The organism is Gracilimonas amylolytica (genome assembly GCF_002911695.1).
GTDB lineage: Bacteria > Bacteroidota > Rhodothermia > Balneolales > Balneolaceae > Gracilimonas > Gracilimonas amylolytica.
Genome location: NZ_PQBS01000037.1, coordinates 13359 through 28975 on the forward strand (window position 1 = coordinate 13359; position 15617 = coordinate 28975).

Sequence of the window (15617 nt, forward strand, 5' to 3'; positions counted from 1 at the left end):
CTTAATTAATTCTTCATATCAAATAACCATCTTCAGAGTGGTTTATATTCGTCCTGTTATAACAAGTCGGATTCTGAGGCCTAAATCACGTTATTGCTGTTAACCAATTTATGAGGAAGATTATGGATACTATTTTTGATGTTTTGATAATTGGGGGTGGAACCGGAGGGATCATGACCTCTTCACAGATCTTGAAAAAAGATCCGTCTTTAAAAGTAGGGGTCATAGAACCCGGGGATACCCACTATTACCAGCCTGCCTGGACCCTTGTTGGAGCCGGTACCTATGATATGGAGAAAACGGCCAAGCCCATGAAAGAGGTAATGCCGGAAAAAGTTACCTGGATCAAAGATAAAGCCGTTGGTTTCAAACCAGAAGAAAATAAAGTGTCAACTGCCGAAAACGGTGATCTTGAGTACAAATTTCTGATCGTTTCTCCGGGTTTAGTTATGGCTTTGGACAAAATTGAAGGATTACCCGAAGCCATGGAGAAAGGGGTTGTGTGCAGTAATTACACTGATCCTGAACATGTGTGGGAGACTCTGAAAAACTTTAAAGGTGGTAACGTAATATTCACACAGCCAACCACTCCGATTAAATGTGGTGGGGCACCTCAGAAAATAGCTTACCTATCTGCTGACTATATTAGGAACAGAAATAACGACAAGGATTCTAATATTCTCTTTGCAACGCCAGGTACCGTTATTTTTGGTGTAACAGAAGTGGCTGAAACACTTCATAAAGTTTTGGATCGTTATAATATGGATCTAAAAACATATCATGCACCGGTCAAAATTGATCCAGAGAATAAAAAAGTTTACTACCAGTATATTGGTGAAGAGGAAACAATACCTGGAGTAGAAGAAGGTAACAAGTATGGAGCAAAGCTTACCGATAACAATCTTATCGAGATACCCTTTGAGATGCTTCATCTGGCCCAGCCTCAAAAGGCTCCTGATTTTGTAGAAAATTCAGATCTGGTTAATGAGGAAGGCTGGCTGGATGTAGATCATCATTCACTGCAACATAACAAATACCCGAATATCTTTGGTGTAGGCGATGTCTGTGGTTTGCCAACCGCCAAAACAGGAGCAGCCATACGTAAGCAGGCTCCTATTGTGATCGATAACATATTCAAACTCATGGCAGAAAAAGAGGCAGATAATGCATCTTATAACGGTTATTCCTCATGTCCGCTTATAACTGGTTATGGTAAGATGGTTTTGGCTGAATTTGATTATGATAATAACTTTACGCCAGATCCTAAACTGAAGCAAATGCTTGTATTTGACAGTTCCAAGGAACACTACAGGCTATGGCTGCTTAAAAAGTATATGCTGCCTTATTTGTATTGGAATAAGATGCTAAAAGGGAAGAAGGTTTAAATACCACGACATTTCAGGGGAAAGAATAAACCTCTCATTGGTTATGCTGATGAGAGGTTTTTTATATTGTAATGTGTTGAAGATTAATAACGGACGGACTTTTAGATGATCAACGAGTGGCTGATCGGCGGACTTTTATTTGGCTTTTTAGGCAGTGCACACTGTGTGGGAATGTGTGGACCGATTGCTTTGGCTCTTCCGGTCAATGCCAAGAAGGGGTTAAAGAAGTACACAGGTATATTTTTGTACAATCTGGGTAGAACGATCGTCTACGTACTTCTTGGAACCATTGTAGGTTTTTTTGGAAAACTGGCCGGCCTGGTAGGCTTTCAAAAATGGCTGTCTGTTTTAACGGGAGTCTTGATCATAGCTGCTGTATTGATCCCCAAGGTCCGGAATAAACTGAACAGCTGGCAGGCCTTTCCATCAAACAGGATGGGAGCGATCGTCAAACCATTCAAAGCCTTGATGCAAAAGAATTCTTTGTCTGCACTCTTCGGGATCGGTTTGTTAAATGGATTACTTCCGTGTGGATTTGTCTATATGGCCATTGCGGCTGCTTTAAATACCGGAAGTACCGTTTCCAGTATGATCTTTATGACCGGATTTGGTTTTGGTACCATGCCGGCCATGGTTGCTGTGGCACTAAGTCCCGGTTTTCTGAGTGTGGAGATGCGCCGCAAGATCCAGAAATTTCTGCCCTGGGCCACCATTGTCCTTGGTCTCATCCTCATCTACCGCGGATTATTTATGATGGGCGGTCACTGAGCTTACCAAAGAGTTATTCAATTAAAATGAGTGTAGGTACTCGTTACCAAACTCCGGCTTGGTAACACCATACAGGGAGCTCTTGCTTCCCTTAATCATCAATAAACTTAGATTATTGTCTTACTTCGCAAAAGCCATAGCACGAATTACCATCGCTTTACCCACATGGTATTTGCCTTCCTTCAGGTCGATCTCCATTTCCTCCATCCACTCAATATCCGTACCGGCTAACAGCTCCCTTAATTTTTCCTCAGTGTACAATACCCGTTCATCTTTTGGGCCACCGGAATCACGTCCAAGCTGATTCACGGAGTACACCTCCACAATGATAGGAGCTCCGGCTTTCAGGCTCTTGATGATATTGGTATAAACCTCTTTGATGATTGACCGGGGCAGATGAACATAAATAAAGGCCGTTGCGTCAAATCGGTCCACACCAAAATCATATTCTGACAGGTCTGCGATATCGTAGGTGATCTCAACATCATGATCAGCAGCTAATTTCAGGGCTTTTTCCCGCCCGGAACGACTGTAATCGACTGCTGTAACATCCCAGCCTTGATGCGCCGCATACACTGAATTCCTACCCTCACCATCTGCAGGAAGCAGGATCTTGCCCGGTTTAAGCTTGTCGATCTGTTCTTTAAAGAAACGGTTTGGCTCGGTTCCATATACAAATTCTGCTTCAGCATAGCGTTCGTTCCAAAAATCTTTCATTTCAGTTTTTGATGGATGTTTTATGTGGTATTTTCATGCGGATTAACTAACGCAAATTAACATTATCTCATTCATGTTTTTTCAGCAAATATTTGAAGAAAAACTGGCTCAATATGCTTACCTGATCGGTTGTCAGGCCTCAGGCGAAGCGATCATTATAGATCCAATGCGGGATATTCAGCGATATCTGGATATTGCTGAAAAAGAAGGGCTCAAGATCGTAGCGGCAGCTGAAACTCATATCCATGCGGATTACCTGACCGGGATGCGTGAGTTGGCTGAACAAGGGGTGAAAGTGTATGTGTCGGATGAAGGCGATGCAGACTGGAAATATGAATGGGTAACCGGAAGTGATTATGATCATCAACTGTTGAGGGATGGGGATGAGTTTGCGATCGGTAACATCAAATTTACTGCGAAACATACCCCGGGTCATACTCCCGAACACATCAGCTACCTTGTAACGGACGGTGCGGCCGCCGATGAACCAATGGGTATCCTGTCTGGTGATTTTGTATTTGTAGGGGATGTGGGCCGACCCGACCTGCTGGAAACGGCTGCCGGTATGGAAGGAGTGATGGAAGATTCTGCACGGGAAATGTTTCGATCCCTTCAGATATTCAAAGATATGCCGGAGTACTGGCAGGTTTGGCCGGGTCATGGAGCCGGTAGTGCCTGTGGAAAAGCATTGGGGGCTATCCCTGAATCGACGGTTGGGTACGAGCAGCGGTTCAATAACTCGCTGAAAGCGGCTTCCTCAGAACAAAATTTTGTGAATTATATCTTAGAGGGACAGCCTGAGCCACCCTTATATTTTGCCCGAATGAAACGGGATAACCGAAAAGGGCCAAAAGTATTGGGCGATCTCCCTCAGCCAAAAAACATGACCGTGGCCCATATGATAGGAGAAGTAAGGATCTCTCAGGCCGTTATTCTGGATACCCGTGAGCGCACAGATTTTATGAACGGACACATTCAGGGATCGCTGCTATCTCCGCTCAACAAGGCTTTTAATACTGTGGCCGGATCCTATATCACGGAGAATGAGAAGATCTTTTTGATCGTAGATGAAGATAAAGTGGAAGAGGCCGTTAAGGACCTCATTCGCATTGGTCTGGATAAAGTGGCCGGATATGCTACTCCCGATCAGCTGAAGACATTTGAGGAAGATGGTGGGGAATTATTTGCCACAGAGACCATCGATTTTGAAGCAGCGGAAACGTATCTGAACGATGATGAAGCGTATCTGCTGGATGTGAGAACGTCCTCAGAATTTGACGAAGGTCACCTTTCGGGAGCACTCAACATAGCCCACACACGCCTGTTGGATAGAATCGGAGAGGTTCCTGTGGATAAGCCGGTTATGGTTTCCTGTCAATCCGGAGCACGGGCGGCAGCAGCTTCTGCACTGCTCGAAAGCAATGATTTCGTCGTTAAATACGTGGATGACCTGATCGAAGAATGGCTGGAAGGGAGTAAGGAATAACGAACATCGAACCTGCCTCGCGGCAGGCAGGTAATGAATAATGAATTTTGAAATTCATTATTCGCCATTCAAAATTTCCTGATACCTGAAACACTCCGTGGTGTGGTCCATGACCAATCCACAGGCCTGCATATAGGCATAGATGATGGTGCTGCCGACGAATTTGAAACCGCGTTTTTTGAGATCTTTACTTAATGCCTCGGATTCTTTGGTTGTGGCAGGCACTTCTTTGATCGATTCCCAATGGTTTACGATCGGCTCACCCTCAACAAACGTCCAAACATAAGTGTCGAAACTGCCAAATTCGTTTTGTATGTCCAGAAAATGCCGGGCATTCGAGATGGCGGATCGGATCTTAAGTTCATGCCGAATGATCTCCGGATCCTGTTTCAGTTCCTGAACTTTAGCCTCATCAAACCGAGCCACTTCCTCAGGGTTAAAATCGGCAAAGGCATTTCGGTATCCTTCCCTTCGTTTCAGGATGGTTGACCAGCTTAAACCGGCCTGAGCTCCTTCAAGGATCAAAAACTCAAAATGAACACGATCGTCATGAACCGGAACTCCCCATTCCGTATCGTGGTAATCGATGTATTCAGGGAACTGTCCTTCAACCCACTCGCAACGTTTTCTGCTCATTTTATGTAATTAAAGTGAAAAATTGACCTTGCCGTAATTATATAAGAGTTCAATTATTTCTACTTTATTAAACTCTCTCACACTCACTCAATATAAAACAAGAAATTCATGAACTGGAAAGAAACTGTAAAGGATCTGGCCGAAAAAAGTGGAATCAGTCAGAGTCTCTCCAAAAGAGTCATCAAACTAACCGAAATACTTGAAGAACTGACGGTTGCTAAACACGGAGAGGAGCTGGTAACAACCCTTGGGCGATTGCCCCTCGAAAGTGCCGAAGCCCTGGATGAAGGTAATGAAAAGCTGCTGGGAGACCTTCAAAAGGAAATGGAAGGACTTTCCATCAGTGAGATCAAGGAGATCCTTCAGATGTACACTACTTTTTTCCATTTGGTGAACTCGCTGGAGCAACATGAGATCAGCCGGGTGAACCGAAGACGCGAATTTGAGGAGACCCCGGACTCGCCCCGAAAAGAAAGTATAGCCGAATCCGTGTACCAAATGAAGGAGAAAGGGTATAGTTATGAGGACGCCCTGAATGTATTCCGGCAAATGGATATTCAACCCACCATCACGGCACACCCAACCGAAGCCCGCCGGCGCAGTGTTCTGCTCAAGCAGCAGGAACTGGCATCTATGATCTCACGACTTGGAGATTCTGATATCACTCCGGATGAAAAGATAGACCTCCATCGGGAGATACTGAATCAGCTTAACCTGCTGCTACTGACGGATGAAGTGCGTTCCGAGCGTTTGACCGTAGAGGATGAGGTTGAAAACGGACTTTTCTACTTTACGCACTCCATCTGGGATTCCATCCCGGTGCTTTACCGTGATATACGGCAGGCCTTTGACACCTATTACAATAAAAGGCCGGAAGTACCCATCGTACTGAGATACCGTTCATGGATAGGAAGTGATCGAGACGGGAATCCGAATGTGACCTCAAATGTGACGTGGCAGGCGGTTATCGAGCAACGAAAAACCGTATTGAATCTTTATCTGGATGAACTGAATGAACTCCGGCGCTATCTGAGTGTTTCTGATAAACAGGCTAAGGTCTCAAAAGACCTGGAAGAATCCGTTAAAAAGGATGAGCAGGAATTTCCGCTATCCGAACGGTACGAACGCCGGTATAAGCATGAAATGTATCGCCGTAAGGTGACCCATATGATGCACAAGATCCGGTTTTTGATCAGTAAGCTTTCCGAAGATAAACAGGAGGTCATTCGATCGGCTCAAACCTATACCCAGCGAGATTTCATTGATGACCTTGAGATCATTAAAGAGAGCCTGGTGAAAAATGGACTGTCAGGACTTTCGGAACAGGGGAGGTTACAGGATATGATCATACGGGCAAAGACGTTTGGATTTCATCTGAGCTCCCTCGACATCCGACAGCACAGCAGTTTACATGAAGATACGGTTGAGGAGTTATTTGCTCAGGCCAATATACTGCCCGAATACAGTGCGCTGAGTGAAGATGAAAAGATCGAGATCCTGGTTAAAGAATTGAAGAACCCACGGCCACTGAGTCCCGTGAAAAGTGACAGGTCGGAAGTGGCAGCCAAAGTGATGACGGTGTTTGAGGAGATCCGTGACATGCTGGCCATCAACCCGGATATTTTCGGAAGCTACATAATCAGTATGACCCACGGCATCAGCGATATGCTTGAAGTGATGCTGATTGCCAAAGAGAACGGCCTGTGGAGTTACAGACAGGGAGACGTGGAAAGTCAGATCGATGTGGTACCACTATTTGAAACCATTGAGGATCTTGAAAAGAGTGCAGGCTTAATGGAGCAGATGTATGAACACGATCTGTTCTCAAAATACCTGGAATCGCGAAATAACTTTCAGGAGATCATGCTGGGATACTCTGACAGTAACAAAGATGGTGGTTATTGGATGGCCAACTGGGCACTGGATAAGGCGCAGTATGAGCTTGGGTCTGTGTGCCGTAAACATGAGGTGGATTTCAGGTTATTTCACGGCCGGGGTGGAACCGTAGGGCGTGGCGGTGGTCAGTCCAATCAGGCCATTGTAGCCATGCCTGCAGTAGCAAATAATGGCAGGATCCGGTTCACGGAGCAGGGAGAGGTGATCTCGTTTCGCTACATGCTTCCGTCCATAACGCACCGGCATCTCGAGCAGATCGTGAATGCCATGGCCACAGTTACCATGGCACAGCATGATGAAGCTACCGGTTATCTTTCCGGAAAGGAAAATGAAAGGGCCATTATTGAAGAAATTGCTGAAACATCCATGAAAGCCTATCGTGAACTGATAGACGACCCTGATTTCTGGGACTGGTACTCAGATATTACCCCGATAGAGCACATTGGTAAGCTGCCGATCGCATCACGACCGGTTTCAAGAGGTTCTTCTGATGATATGACCTTTGATACTCTTCGCGCCATCCCCTGGGTGTTTGCATGGACGCAGGTTCGTTACAATACGCCCGGCTGGTACGGTATAGCAGAGGGTATTGAGTCGGCCGTAAATAAACATAATAATGGAATGCAGGTGTTACAAAAATGGAACAAGGAATGGACCTTTTTCCGTACGGTACTGAATAACTCGCAGCGTGAAATGGCACGGACACATTTACCAACTTCAGGTCTTTATAACTATGAACCATCACAATTTCATAATCTGCTTGTACGTAAATTTGAGGATGCCGAAAAGAACATCACACAGGTAACCGGATATGAGCATATTCTGGATCATAACAAAGTCATTCAGAATTCAATATCATTCAGAAATCCGTTTACATATCCCCTGAATTTTATTCAGGCAGAATTATTAAAACGATGGAGAAAAGCCGAAACTCAGTCCCAGAAAGAAGAACTGACTGAGGTGCTGTTCCTGAATATAAACGGAATAGCTGCAGCCATGCAGAGTACGGGTTAATGCATGGTTAAACAATAATTAACAGACCCAAAACTGTAATTTATTTCGAAAGGTGTTATTTTAATATCATGATGAACGAGACAATAGAGAATACCCGAATTACCGTACAGCCAGTAACCAAAAGCCGTATCAACGAAGTCGATTTTGACAACCTCGTTTTCGGCCGAAAATTCTCGGACCACATGTTTGAGATGGTCTATGCGGATGGAAAGTGGGGTGAGCCGCTCATTAAGCCGTATGAGCCATTTCAGATCACTCCGGCAACCAATGTCTTACATTATGGTCAGGCCGTTTTTGAAGGCATGAAGGCCTTTTATGCAGATGAAAACACCGTACATATATTCAGGCCGGATGTGCATCATCAGCGGTTCAATAATTCGTGCCGCAGAATGTGCATTCCCGAAACGGATTTTGAGACATTTATCGAAGCCCTTGAAACCCTTATTAAGCTGGATCGTAAGTGGATCCCAAAGAAAGCCGGTACGGCCTTGTATATCCGTCCGTTCATTTTTGCCTCCGACGATCTGCTGGCTGCCCGCTCATCCGATAAGTTCACCTATCAGATCATAACTTCACCGGTAGGGGCATACTACGCAGAGGGATTCAATCCCGTTTCCCTGACAACAACCGATGAATATGTACGTGCCGTTGAGGGTGGAACCGGAGAAGCCAAAGCAGCCGGTAATTACGCCGGAAGTTTTCTGCCTGCCAAGAAGGCTAAAGCCGACGGTTATACACAGGTGTTGTGGCTGGATGCAAAAGAGCACAAGTATATTGAGGAAGTCGGAACCATGAATATCCATTTCCTGATCGGGGATACACTGGTGTCACCGGCTCTGACCGGGTCCATACTTCCCGGAGTGACCCGAAGGTCCGTTTTGGCTCTTGCCAAAGAATGGGGCTTGAATGTGGAAGAAAGACGTATTTCCATTGATGAATTGTTCGAAGCCTACGAAAATCGAGATCTGAAAGAGGTCTTTGGTTCGGGAACCGCAGCAGTGGTTTCACCGGTGGGACTCATTCATCATCAGGGCAAAAATATTGAACTGGATCGGGATAAACCGGGTGAATTTGCGCAGAAATGTTTTGATGAGATCACCGGTATCCAATACGGAAGAAGGGAAGATACTTTTGGATGGGTTCATAAGATCGGAATTTAAACATGAATGTTGATCTGATCAAAATTCTTGCAGTCGGCTCCGGTGGTTTCATTGGAGCCGTTTTTCGTTATTTGATCTCAGTATTTGCCATCTCTCAGGCCCCGGATTCAAAATTTCCCTATGGTACGGTAGCGGCCAATCTGATCGGCTGTTTACTGATCGGATTATTAGCCGGACTGTTTGAGCTTAAATCGTGGGGTAATCCTGAATTCCGGCTGTTCATATTTGTGGGCATACTCGGCGGATTTACCACGTTTTCCACCTTCTCTCACGAAACCTTTCTCCTCTTCGAAAACGGTAAAATCCTGTTGAGCCTGGCCAACCTCGCTGTTCAAGTACTATTTGGATTGATCTTCGTCTGGCTCGGATATCAACTCATCAGACTCTTCAGCTAATAACTCTCCACTTCAAAATTCCTTGTTCAATACCTGCCTACCGGCGAGGCAGGTTCAATATTTGATATTCAAATCAATACCCCTTCTCCCTGTCCACTTCAAACATCAGTTCCATACCCGACATAGCCCGCTTATAATTTTCTACGATCACCTTAGCCGCTTCTTTAGCCGGAGTGATAGCCGCAACATGAGGGGTGACCATGATCTGTGGTCGATTCCAAAACGTATGATTCTTAGGTAAAGGCTCTTCTTCAAACACATCCAGGCAGGCTCCTTCCAGGTAATCCATGTCGAATGAATAGATAAGATCTTCTTCAACCAAATGACTGCCACGCCCAACGTTAATGAGGTAGCCAGGTTTTATCAGTTTTTTGAAAAGGTCGAGATCCAAGATTCCATCAGTTTCTTCGGTAAGTGGCAGGAGATTCACCAGTACTTTTGTTTCATTCAAAAAGGCATCTAATTCATCATTTCCGGCAAAAGTGGAAACCCCATTCAGTTCTTTTTTAGAGCGAGACCATCCATTTACTTTGTATCCCTGTTGCGACAATAATGTCGCAACATGTAATCCCATTTCGCCCAAGCCCATGATCCCAATGGGGGTAGATGTCTTAGAAATATTGCCGTGAGGTTTCCATTCGCCGGTTCGTTTTTGATCAAAATACCGATATGTGTGAAGCCGGTAATTAGTGATGGCATTCAAAACATAATCCCCCATCTGAGATTGCAGTGAATCTGTGATCAAACGTGAAATTGGAATATCGTTCGGCAGGCTTTCATCATCCAATAAGTGATTGACTCCGGCGCCAAGAGAGGAGACTGCCCGAAGATTAGGATAGTTTCCTAAAACCTTTTCAGGGTGATTCCAGCATACGGCAAAATTGACGCGTTCCTTCTTATCGACCCGTGGCCAGACTTCCACATCCACATTGGGATCCAGCTCTTGAATGGCTTCTTTGAGTGAAGTAAAATCTCTGTTCTTTGCGATCAGTAATAGTGACATGTGTTCTCAAATTGATGAATCAAAAAGATAAGAAATCGATGGTACAGGTTTTTAAAAAGGAAGCGTAAAAATCAGCTATGGTTACTCGTTGAGAAAATCCTGATAAAGCTCAATGAGTTCACTCATCATCATAGCGGTTGCCCCCCAAAGCGGTACCCGGTGAATATTCCAGAAAGGTACACGGTAGGGAGTGCCTCTGAGATCCCATTCCTCAAAAACCAGATTCTTTTCTTCCACCAGTTTGTTCAGGGGGACAGAAATGATCTCATCCACCTCATTCGGATTTGGGGTGAAATGCTGCTCCTCTTCCAAAAAGGCCACTACCGGGGTAACCATGTTATCCGAGTGCCCTACATACAGGGTGGTCAAAGTTCCGGCAATATGTACTCCATGCTTATGTAACCCGATCTCTTCCTGCGATTCCCGTAGGGCCGTCTCAAAAATGGTTTCGTCACCTTCTTTTCCACCACCGGGAAAGCTTAACTGTCCTCCATGATTGATGTCTTGCGTTCTCAAAGTGAGTATAACTTCAAGTTCATCCTTCCATGAGATCAGAGGGACAAGCACACTGCTGTTTCTGAAATCATCATTAGCCGGTTCGTAATTACGAAGAGTATTTCTGCCATTCAGCGGGTGAGGCGCCATTTTTTGTTGAGATGGTCGCCCCGGAAGTCGGCTTTTTAAACGTTCTTGTAAATAGTTGTGAAATTTATTTTGTAACAAAGTGGAAAATTAAAACTGTTTAATGTATGATAACCGATGTGCAAGTGATACATCGCTTTATATCATTTGGATTTTGAATGTACATAAAGTTTAAGTGTATCTCTTATTCAACAATTACTTGTTATAACTCATTCACTCGGGTATAAATAGAACCATAACCAAAATCAGGTTAAACTAAATATGCAGAATAGAATACTAAGAAAAATAACTGCTGGGGCATTGGTACTGATGTTTGCAGTAGTAGGATGTCAAAATGTAACTGAAGTTGCAGAAACCAACGATCAAGCCATAGATAAGGTCATTGATGGCCAATATATTGTGGTCATGAAGGGTTCAGACTCAGGCAAATTCAAGCTTGGTGATGTGCGGCAGGTTGAAGAAGTACGCAGTCAACTTGTAGCAGAAGCTAAGATCGCTCCTGATAAGATCGTTCATAAGTACAATAACGTGATCGCAGGTTTTACAGCCCAGTTAGATCAGGCACAGTTAGACAAACTTAGAAACAGTGATAATGTTGATTATATCGAGGAAGACAGGATCTACACCTTTGCTCCTCCTTGTGGAACTCCACGTGGTGGCCCATGTGATGACCCGGAAGATCCGGGTGACGGTGGCGGAGATGATGGAGGAGATTCCGGTTCAACTCAGGAAACTCCCTATGGAATTACCCGCGTTAATGGCGGTGTCACTTACACGGGCAGTAATGTAGCCTGGGTCATTGACTCCGGGATCGATCTGGACCATCCTGACCTCAATGTTGATGCATCTAGAGGTTATAATGCCTTTACATCCGGACGCGACGGTAAAAGCCTTGACGACGGAAACGGCCACGGAACACACGTAGCCGGAACGATCGCTGCCATTGATAATAATGAAGGTGTGATCGGAGTTGCCGCCGGTGCTACGGTCATTCCTGTGAAGGTACTCGACAGCCGTGGAAGTGGTTCTTATTCCGGTGTTATTGCCGGAGTTGATCATGTTGGAGCCAACGGTTCCAACGGAGATGTTGCTAATATGAGTTTGGGTGGCCCAACCTCTCAGGCACTGGATGATGCCGTACTTGCGGCCTCTTCAAATGGGATCAAGTTTGTACTGGCTGCAGGAAATGAAAGTACAGATGCCTATAACTCTTCACCGGCACGGGTCAATGGTTCGAATATCTATACCATTTCTGCAATGGACAGCAATGATGACTGGGCTTATTTCTCAAATTATGGAAATCCCCCCGTTGATTATGCCGCTCCGGGTGTGAGCATTAATTCTACCTGGAAAGGTGGTGGTTATAATTCAATCAGTGGTACTTCTATGGCCTCACCGCATGCGGCCGGAGTTCTGCTTCTTGGAAACGCCAGTACCGACGGTAACGTGAACGGAGATCCTGACGGAAATCCGGATCCGATCATTGTAAACTGATAGTTTAAATACGATTTACAGTGTTAAGCCTCTCCGGTGTTCCGGAGAGGCTTTTTTGTTGTCTGCCGGTTTTTAAAGCTGAACACATGTACGTATTTTTGAAGTCTTGAAATTTAAATATCATAGTTGGACATACTGAAAAGCTACTTATGAAGAAAAAGTACAATGTGTACGGAATTGGTAACGCCCTGGTCGATCTTGAATTTAAAGTATCACCGGATTTTTTAAAGGAACATGAGGTTCAAAAAGGCCTGATGACCCTGGTTGATGAGGAGACTCAGCACCGGCTCATAAAAGCCATAGATCATAACAACGCACTAAAAAAATCCGGAGGATCGGCGGCTAACACAATGATTGCGGTCAATCAGTTTGGGGGGAAATCGTTTTATTCCTGTAAAGTGGCGGCCGATGAATTTGGTGATTTCTATCTAAAGGATATGGAAGAGGCCGGCATCCCCACAAACTTTGACCGGCAGCAGAGAGAAGAAGGTATAACCGGCAAATGCCTGGTTATGGTGACCGAAGATGCCGATCGTACCATGAATACCTTTCTGGGAATTTCATCCGGATTATCGGTGAATGAAGTGGACGATAGAGCCATTAAAGATTCAGAATATGTGTATCTGGAAGGATATCTCGTGACATCAGAAGGGGGATTGGATGCCATGAAATACACTAAAAAAGTGGCTGAGGAAAATGGCATTAAAACGTCTATTACCCTCTCTGATCCGGCTATCGCAGAGCATTTTCGTCCCCAGTTCCGGGAAGTGATCGGTGCTTCGGTCGATCTGTTATTCTGTAATGAGCAGGAGGCTTTAACTTTTACCGGAAAAGATAACATGGCTGAGGCTCGGGAAGCTATGAAACAAGAAGCCAAACGCTTCGTGATCACCCAGGGAAAAAACGGAGCTATGATATACGACGGAGATACTTTCATCGATATTGAACCCTACGATGTAAAAGCCGTGGACACGAACGGAGCCGGAGATATGTTTGCAGGTGCTTTCCTGTATGGAATCACCAATGATTTGGGCTTTGCCAATTCAGGGAAACTCGCTAGTCTGGCCGGTTCAAAGATCGTCTCCCAATACGGTCCGCGTTTGAAATGGCACGAGGTTCAGGAAATACTTCACGAATTAAAATAGAACAAAATGACAGGAATTGAACTCATGGGCTGGGCAGGCTTTGGAATACTGGTTGCTGCCTGGATCCCTCAAACCTTGGATACCATCAAAAAGGGAAATACACAGATGAACCTGGCTTTCATCATCATGTATTTTACCTCAAGTTTACTGCTAACCATTTATTCCGTTCTCACTGAAGATCAGGTGTTTACGGCATTGAATGCCCTTTTGACGCTTGGCAGCGGGATAAACCTGTATTATAAATTCTTTCCAAGAAAAGAGATATGAATATTAGTAAGCTCGTCATTGCCTCCAGAAATAAACATAAGATAGGGGAGATGCAGCAGCTGCTGAGTCCCCTGGGAATTGAAGTGCTTTCAACGGCTGATTTTCCTGAACTCAATGAGGTTGTGGAAGACCGGCCAACGCTGAAAGGTAACGCCCTCAAAAAAGCCCGGTATGTGGCAAAAGAGACCTGCCTGCCTGCCCTCTCTGACGATACGGGCCTGGAAGTGGAAGCTCTGAATGGAAAACCCGGGGTTTATTCCGCCAGATTTGCGGGCCCCGACGCCACTTATGAGGACAATGTATTTAAGTTGCTGAATGAACTGGAAGGAGTTGATAACAGAAATGCCCGTTTCAGAACTATCGTTGCTCTGGTAGATGGGGATGAAGAGTTTACCTTTGAAGGGATTTGCAACGGTGAGATCATTGAAGACCAACGGGGAACCGAAGGATTTGGATACGATCCTATTTTTAGGCCGGATGGTTATGATCAAACCTTTGCAGAGTTGGACGGTTCAACCAAAAATATGATATCCCACCGTGGTAAAGCCGTTGAAAATTTTGTGAAATTCCTGAAAGAGATGTGAATCTGATCTCTGAATAACTTATCTACCTGCTATCGCACTAATTAAAAGATATCAGGTATGTTCGATCGTAAACAATTTTTAAAGACCTCATTAGCAGGCATACTGCCGCTGGGATTTGGGGGGTTTGCTTCCACTAAATCCTACCCGGGTAAAAAACCGGTAGTGGTCTCAACCTGGAGAACCGCGACCAATGCTAATCAGGCAGCCTGGAAAGTATTGTCAAACGGCGGCTATGCTCTTGATGCGGTGGAAGAAGGGGTGAAAGTTGAAGAAGCCAATCCCGATAACAGTACCGTTGGTTTTGGCGGAAGACCCGACCGCGATGGGAAAGTAACCCTGGATGCCTGTGTAATGGATGAAACCGGTAACTGCGGGTCGGTAGCCTGCCTTGAAAATATCAAACACCCGGTCTCTGTGGCCCGGAAGATCATGACCGATAGTCCACATGCCATGCTGGTGGGTCCCGGAGCCAAACAATTTGCCCTTTCACAGGGATTTCCTGAAGAAGATCTATTGACCCCGGAATCCAAAGCAGCGTGGGAAGCATGGCTGGAACGTGGAGATTACACCCCGCCCGCCATCAACATTGAAAATCATGATACCATAGGAATGCTGGCTTTGGACAAACAGGGCAGAATTTCCGGGGCCTGTACCACAAGTGGTGCCGCCTGGAAGATGCACGGTCGGGTCGGAGACTCACCCATTATCGGATCAGGTCTATTCATTGACCCTAAAATTGGGGGAGCCGTGGCAACCGGACTGGGAGAGGAAGTCATCAAAACAGCCGGGAGTCATTTGGTGGTAGAAATGATGCGGGCCGGTCATTCACCAAGTGAGGCCTGTAAGATCGCTGTTGAGCGGATCATCGAGCGGGATCCCAAAAACAAAGAGGGGGTTCAGGTGGCATACATTGCCCTGAATGTAGATGGGGCGTATGGAGGATTCAGCATCAGGCAAGGGTTTGATGCAGTGGTTACGGATCCTGATGGAATGCGAACCGAACCTACAGAGCACCTTTACTAAAT

General features: G+C 45.3%; 15 protein-coding genes. 11 read left to right on the top strand and 4 right to left on the bottom strand.

Annotation, left to right across the window (positions count from 1 at the left end):
- The first annotated feature begins 122 nt into the window (after positions 1 to 122).
- A complete protein-coding gene (locus tag C3B73_RS09505) occupies positions 123 to 1385 on the top strand; it encodes an NAD(P)/FAD-dependent oxidoreductase (protein WP_103665373.1) in 1263 nt (420 codons plus the stop codon).
- Between the two features lie 105 nt (positions 1386 to 1490).
- Positions 1491 to 2153 (top strand): sulfite exporter TauE/SafE family protein, encoded by a 663-nt coding sequence (locus C3B73_RS09510; RefSeq protein ID WP_103665374.1) that lies wholly within the window; start codon positions 1491 to 1493, stop codon positions 2151 to 2153.
- Positions 2154 to 2273: 120 nt separating this feature from the next.
- On the opposite strand, the gene C3B73_RS09515 is transcribed toward C3B73_RS09510, so the two are convergent.
- Positions 2274 to 2870: a class I SAM-dependent methyltransferase gene (locus C3B73_RS09515; protein WP_103665375.1), complete on the bottom strand. Its 597-nt coding sequence runs from the start codon at positions 2868 to 2870 to the stop codon at positions 2274 to 2276.
- Between the two features lie 73 nt (positions 2871 to 2943).
- Here C3B73_RS09515 and C3B73_RS09520 point away from each other — a divergent pair, with 73 nt between their 5' ends.
- The gene (locus C3B73_RS09520) at positions 2944 to 4356 is read left to right on the top strand and encodes an MBL fold metallo-hydrolase (protein WP_103665376.1); all 1413 of its coding nucleotides are present in this window, start codon (positions 2944 to 2946) and stop codon (positions 4354 to 4356) included.
- Positions 4357 to 4413: 57 nt separating this feature from the next.
- Here the strand turns inward: C3B73_RS09520 and C3B73_RS09525 are convergent, their stop codons facing one another.
- Positions 4414 to 4992 carry a DNA-3-methyladenine glycosylase I gene (locus C3B73_RS09525; protein WP_103665377.1) on the bottom strand — a complete coding sequence of 193 codons (579 nt, stop codon included), beginning with the start codon at positions 4990 to 4992 and terminating at the stop codon, positions 4414 to 4416.
- Between the two features lie 108 nt (positions 4993 to 5100).
- Between C3B73_RS09525 and ppc the strand changes: the two genes are divergently transcribed.
- The 3 genes from ppc to crcB all read left to right on the top strand — a co-directional run bounded on the left by ppc (position 5101) and on the right by crcB (position 9457).
- A complete protein-coding gene (ppc, locus tag C3B73_RS09530; protein WP_103665378.1) occupies positions 5101 to 7902 on the top strand; it encodes a phosphoenolpyruvate carboxylase in 2802 nt (933 codons plus the stop codon).
- Between the two features lie 68 nt (positions 7903 to 7970).
- Complete coding sequence (locus C3B73_RS09535; protein WP_103665379.1) at positions 7971 to 9062, top strand: branched-chain amino acid aminotransferase; 1092 nt, start codon at positions 7971 to 7973, stop codon at positions 9060 to 9062.
- A gap of 2 nt (positions 9063 to 9064) precedes the next feature.
- Complete coding sequence (crcB, locus tag C3B73_RS09540) at positions 9065 to 9457, top strand: fluoride efflux transporter CrcB (protein ID WP_103665380.1); 393 nt, start codon at positions 9065 to 9067, stop codon at positions 9455 to 9457.
- Positions 9458 to 9530: 73 nt separating this feature from the next.
- Here the strand turns inward: crcB and C3B73_RS09545 are convergent, their stop codons facing one another.
- Together C3B73_RS09545 and C3B73_RS09550 are read right to left on the bottom strand one after the other, a co-directional pair.
- Complete coding sequence (locus C3B73_RS09545) at positions 9531 to 10460, bottom strand: 2-hydroxyacid dehydrogenase (RefSeq protein ID WP_103665381.1); 930 nt, start codon at positions 10458 to 10460, stop codon at positions 9531 to 9533.
- Positions 10461 to 10541: 81 nt separating this feature from the next.
- The gene (locus C3B73_RS09550) at positions 10542 to 11105 is read right to left on the bottom strand and encodes an NUDIX hydrolase (RefSeq protein ID WP_103665382.1); all 564 of its coding nucleotides are present in this window, start codon (positions 11103 to 11105) and stop codon (positions 10542 to 10544) included.
- A 258-nt stretch (positions 11106 to 11363) separates the two neighbouring features.
- Here C3B73_RS09550 and C3B73_RS09555 point away from each other — a divergent pair, with 258 nt between their 5' ends.
- From C3B73_RS09555 to C3B73_RS09575, 5 genes are all read left to right on the top strand, one after another.
- Positions 11364 to 12596 (top strand): S8 family peptidase, encoded by a 1233-nt coding sequence (locus tag C3B73_RS09555; protein ID WP_103665383.1) that lies wholly within the window; start codon positions 11364 to 11366, stop codon positions 12594 to 12596.
- A 149-nt stretch (positions 12597 to 12745) separates the two neighbouring features.
- Positions 12746 to 13741, top strand: coding sequence for an adenosine kinase (locus tag C3B73_RS09560; RefSeq protein ID WP_103665384.1), 996 nt, complete (start codon positions 12746 to 12748; stop codon positions 13739 to 13741).
- A 6-nt stretch (positions 13742 to 13747) separates the two neighbouring features.
- Positions 13748 to 14008: a PQ-loop domain-containing transporter gene (locus C3B73_RS09565; protein WP_103665385.1), complete on the top strand. Its 261-nt coding sequence runs from the start codon at positions 13748 to 13750 to the stop codon at positions 14006 to 14008.
- The gene (gene rdgB, locus C3B73_RS09570; RefSeq protein WP_103665386.1) at positions 14005 to 14592 is read left to right on the top strand and encodes an RdgB/HAM1 family non-canonical purine NTP pyrophosphatase; all 588 of its coding nucleotides are present in this window, start codon (positions 14005 to 14007) and stop codon (positions 14590 to 14592) included. Before C3B73_RS09565 ends, rdgB begins: the two co-directional genes overlap by 4 nt.
- A gap of 57 nt (positions 14593 to 14649) precedes the next feature.
- Complete coding sequence (locus tag C3B73_RS09575) at positions 14650 to 15615, top strand: N(4)-(beta-N-acetylglucosaminyl)-L-asparaginase (protein ID WP_103665387.1); 966 nt, start codon at positions 14650 to 14652, stop codon at positions 15613 to 15615.
- The last annotated feature ends 2 nt before the right edge of the window (positions 15616 to 15617 follow it).

Coding starts and splice junctions, on each gene's coding strand:
- C3B73_RS09505 (WP_103665373.1), top strand. CDS start 123: ATGGATACTATTTTTGATGTTTTGATAATTGGGGGTGGAACCGGAGGG.
- C3B73_RS09510 (WP_103665374.1), top strand. CDS start 1,491: ATGATCAACGAGTGGCTGATCGGCGGACTTTTATTTGGCTTTTTAGGC.
- C3B73_RS09515 (WP_103665375.1), bottom strand. CDS start 2,870: ATGAAAGATTTTTGGAACGAACGCTATGCTGAAGCAGAATTTGTATAT.
- C3B73_RS09520 (WP_103665376.1), top strand. CDS start 2,944: ATGTTTTTTCAGCAAATATTTGAAGAAAAACTGGCTCAATATGCTTAC.
- C3B73_RS09525 (WP_103665377.1), bottom strand. CDS start 4,992: ATGAGCAGAAAACGTTGCGAGTGGGTTGAAGGACAGTTCCCTGAATAC.
- ppc (WP_103665378.1), top strand. CDS start 5,101: ATGAACTGGAAAGAAACTGTAAAGGATCTGGCCGAAAAAAGTGGAATC.
- C3B73_RS09535 (WP_103665379.1), top strand. CDS start 7,971: ATGATGAACGAGACAATAGAGAATACCCGAATTACCGTACAGCCAGTA.
- crcB (WP_103665380.1), top strand. CDS start 9,065: ATGAATGTTGATCTGATCAAAATTCTTGCAGTCGGCTCCGGTGGTTTC.
- C3B73_RS09545 (WP_103665381.1), bottom strand. CDS start 10,460: ATGTCACTATTACTGATCGCAAAGAACAGAGATTTTACTTCACTCAAA.
- C3B73_RS09550 (WP_103665382.1), bottom strand. CDS start 11,105: ATGGCGCCTCACCCGCTGAATGGCAGAAATACTCTTCGTAATTACGAA.
- C3B73_RS09555 (WP_103665383.1), top strand. CDS start 11,364: ATGCAGAATAGAATACTAAGAAAAATAACTGCTGGGGCATTGGTACTG.
- C3B73_RS09560 (WP_103665384.1), top strand. CDS start 12,746: ATGAAGAAAAAGTACAATGTGTACGGAATTGGTAACGCCCTGGTCGAT.
- C3B73_RS09565 (WP_103665385.1), top strand. CDS start 13,748: ATGACAGGAATTGAACTCATGGGCTGGGCAGGCTTTGGAATACTGGTT.
- rdgB (WP_103665386.1), top strand. CDS start 14,005: ATGAATATTAGTAAGCTCGTCATTGCCTCCAGAAATAAACATAAGATA.
- C3B73_RS09575 (WP_103665387.1), top strand. CDS start 14,650: ATGTTCGATCGTAAACAATTTTTAAAGACCTCATTAGCAGGCATACTG.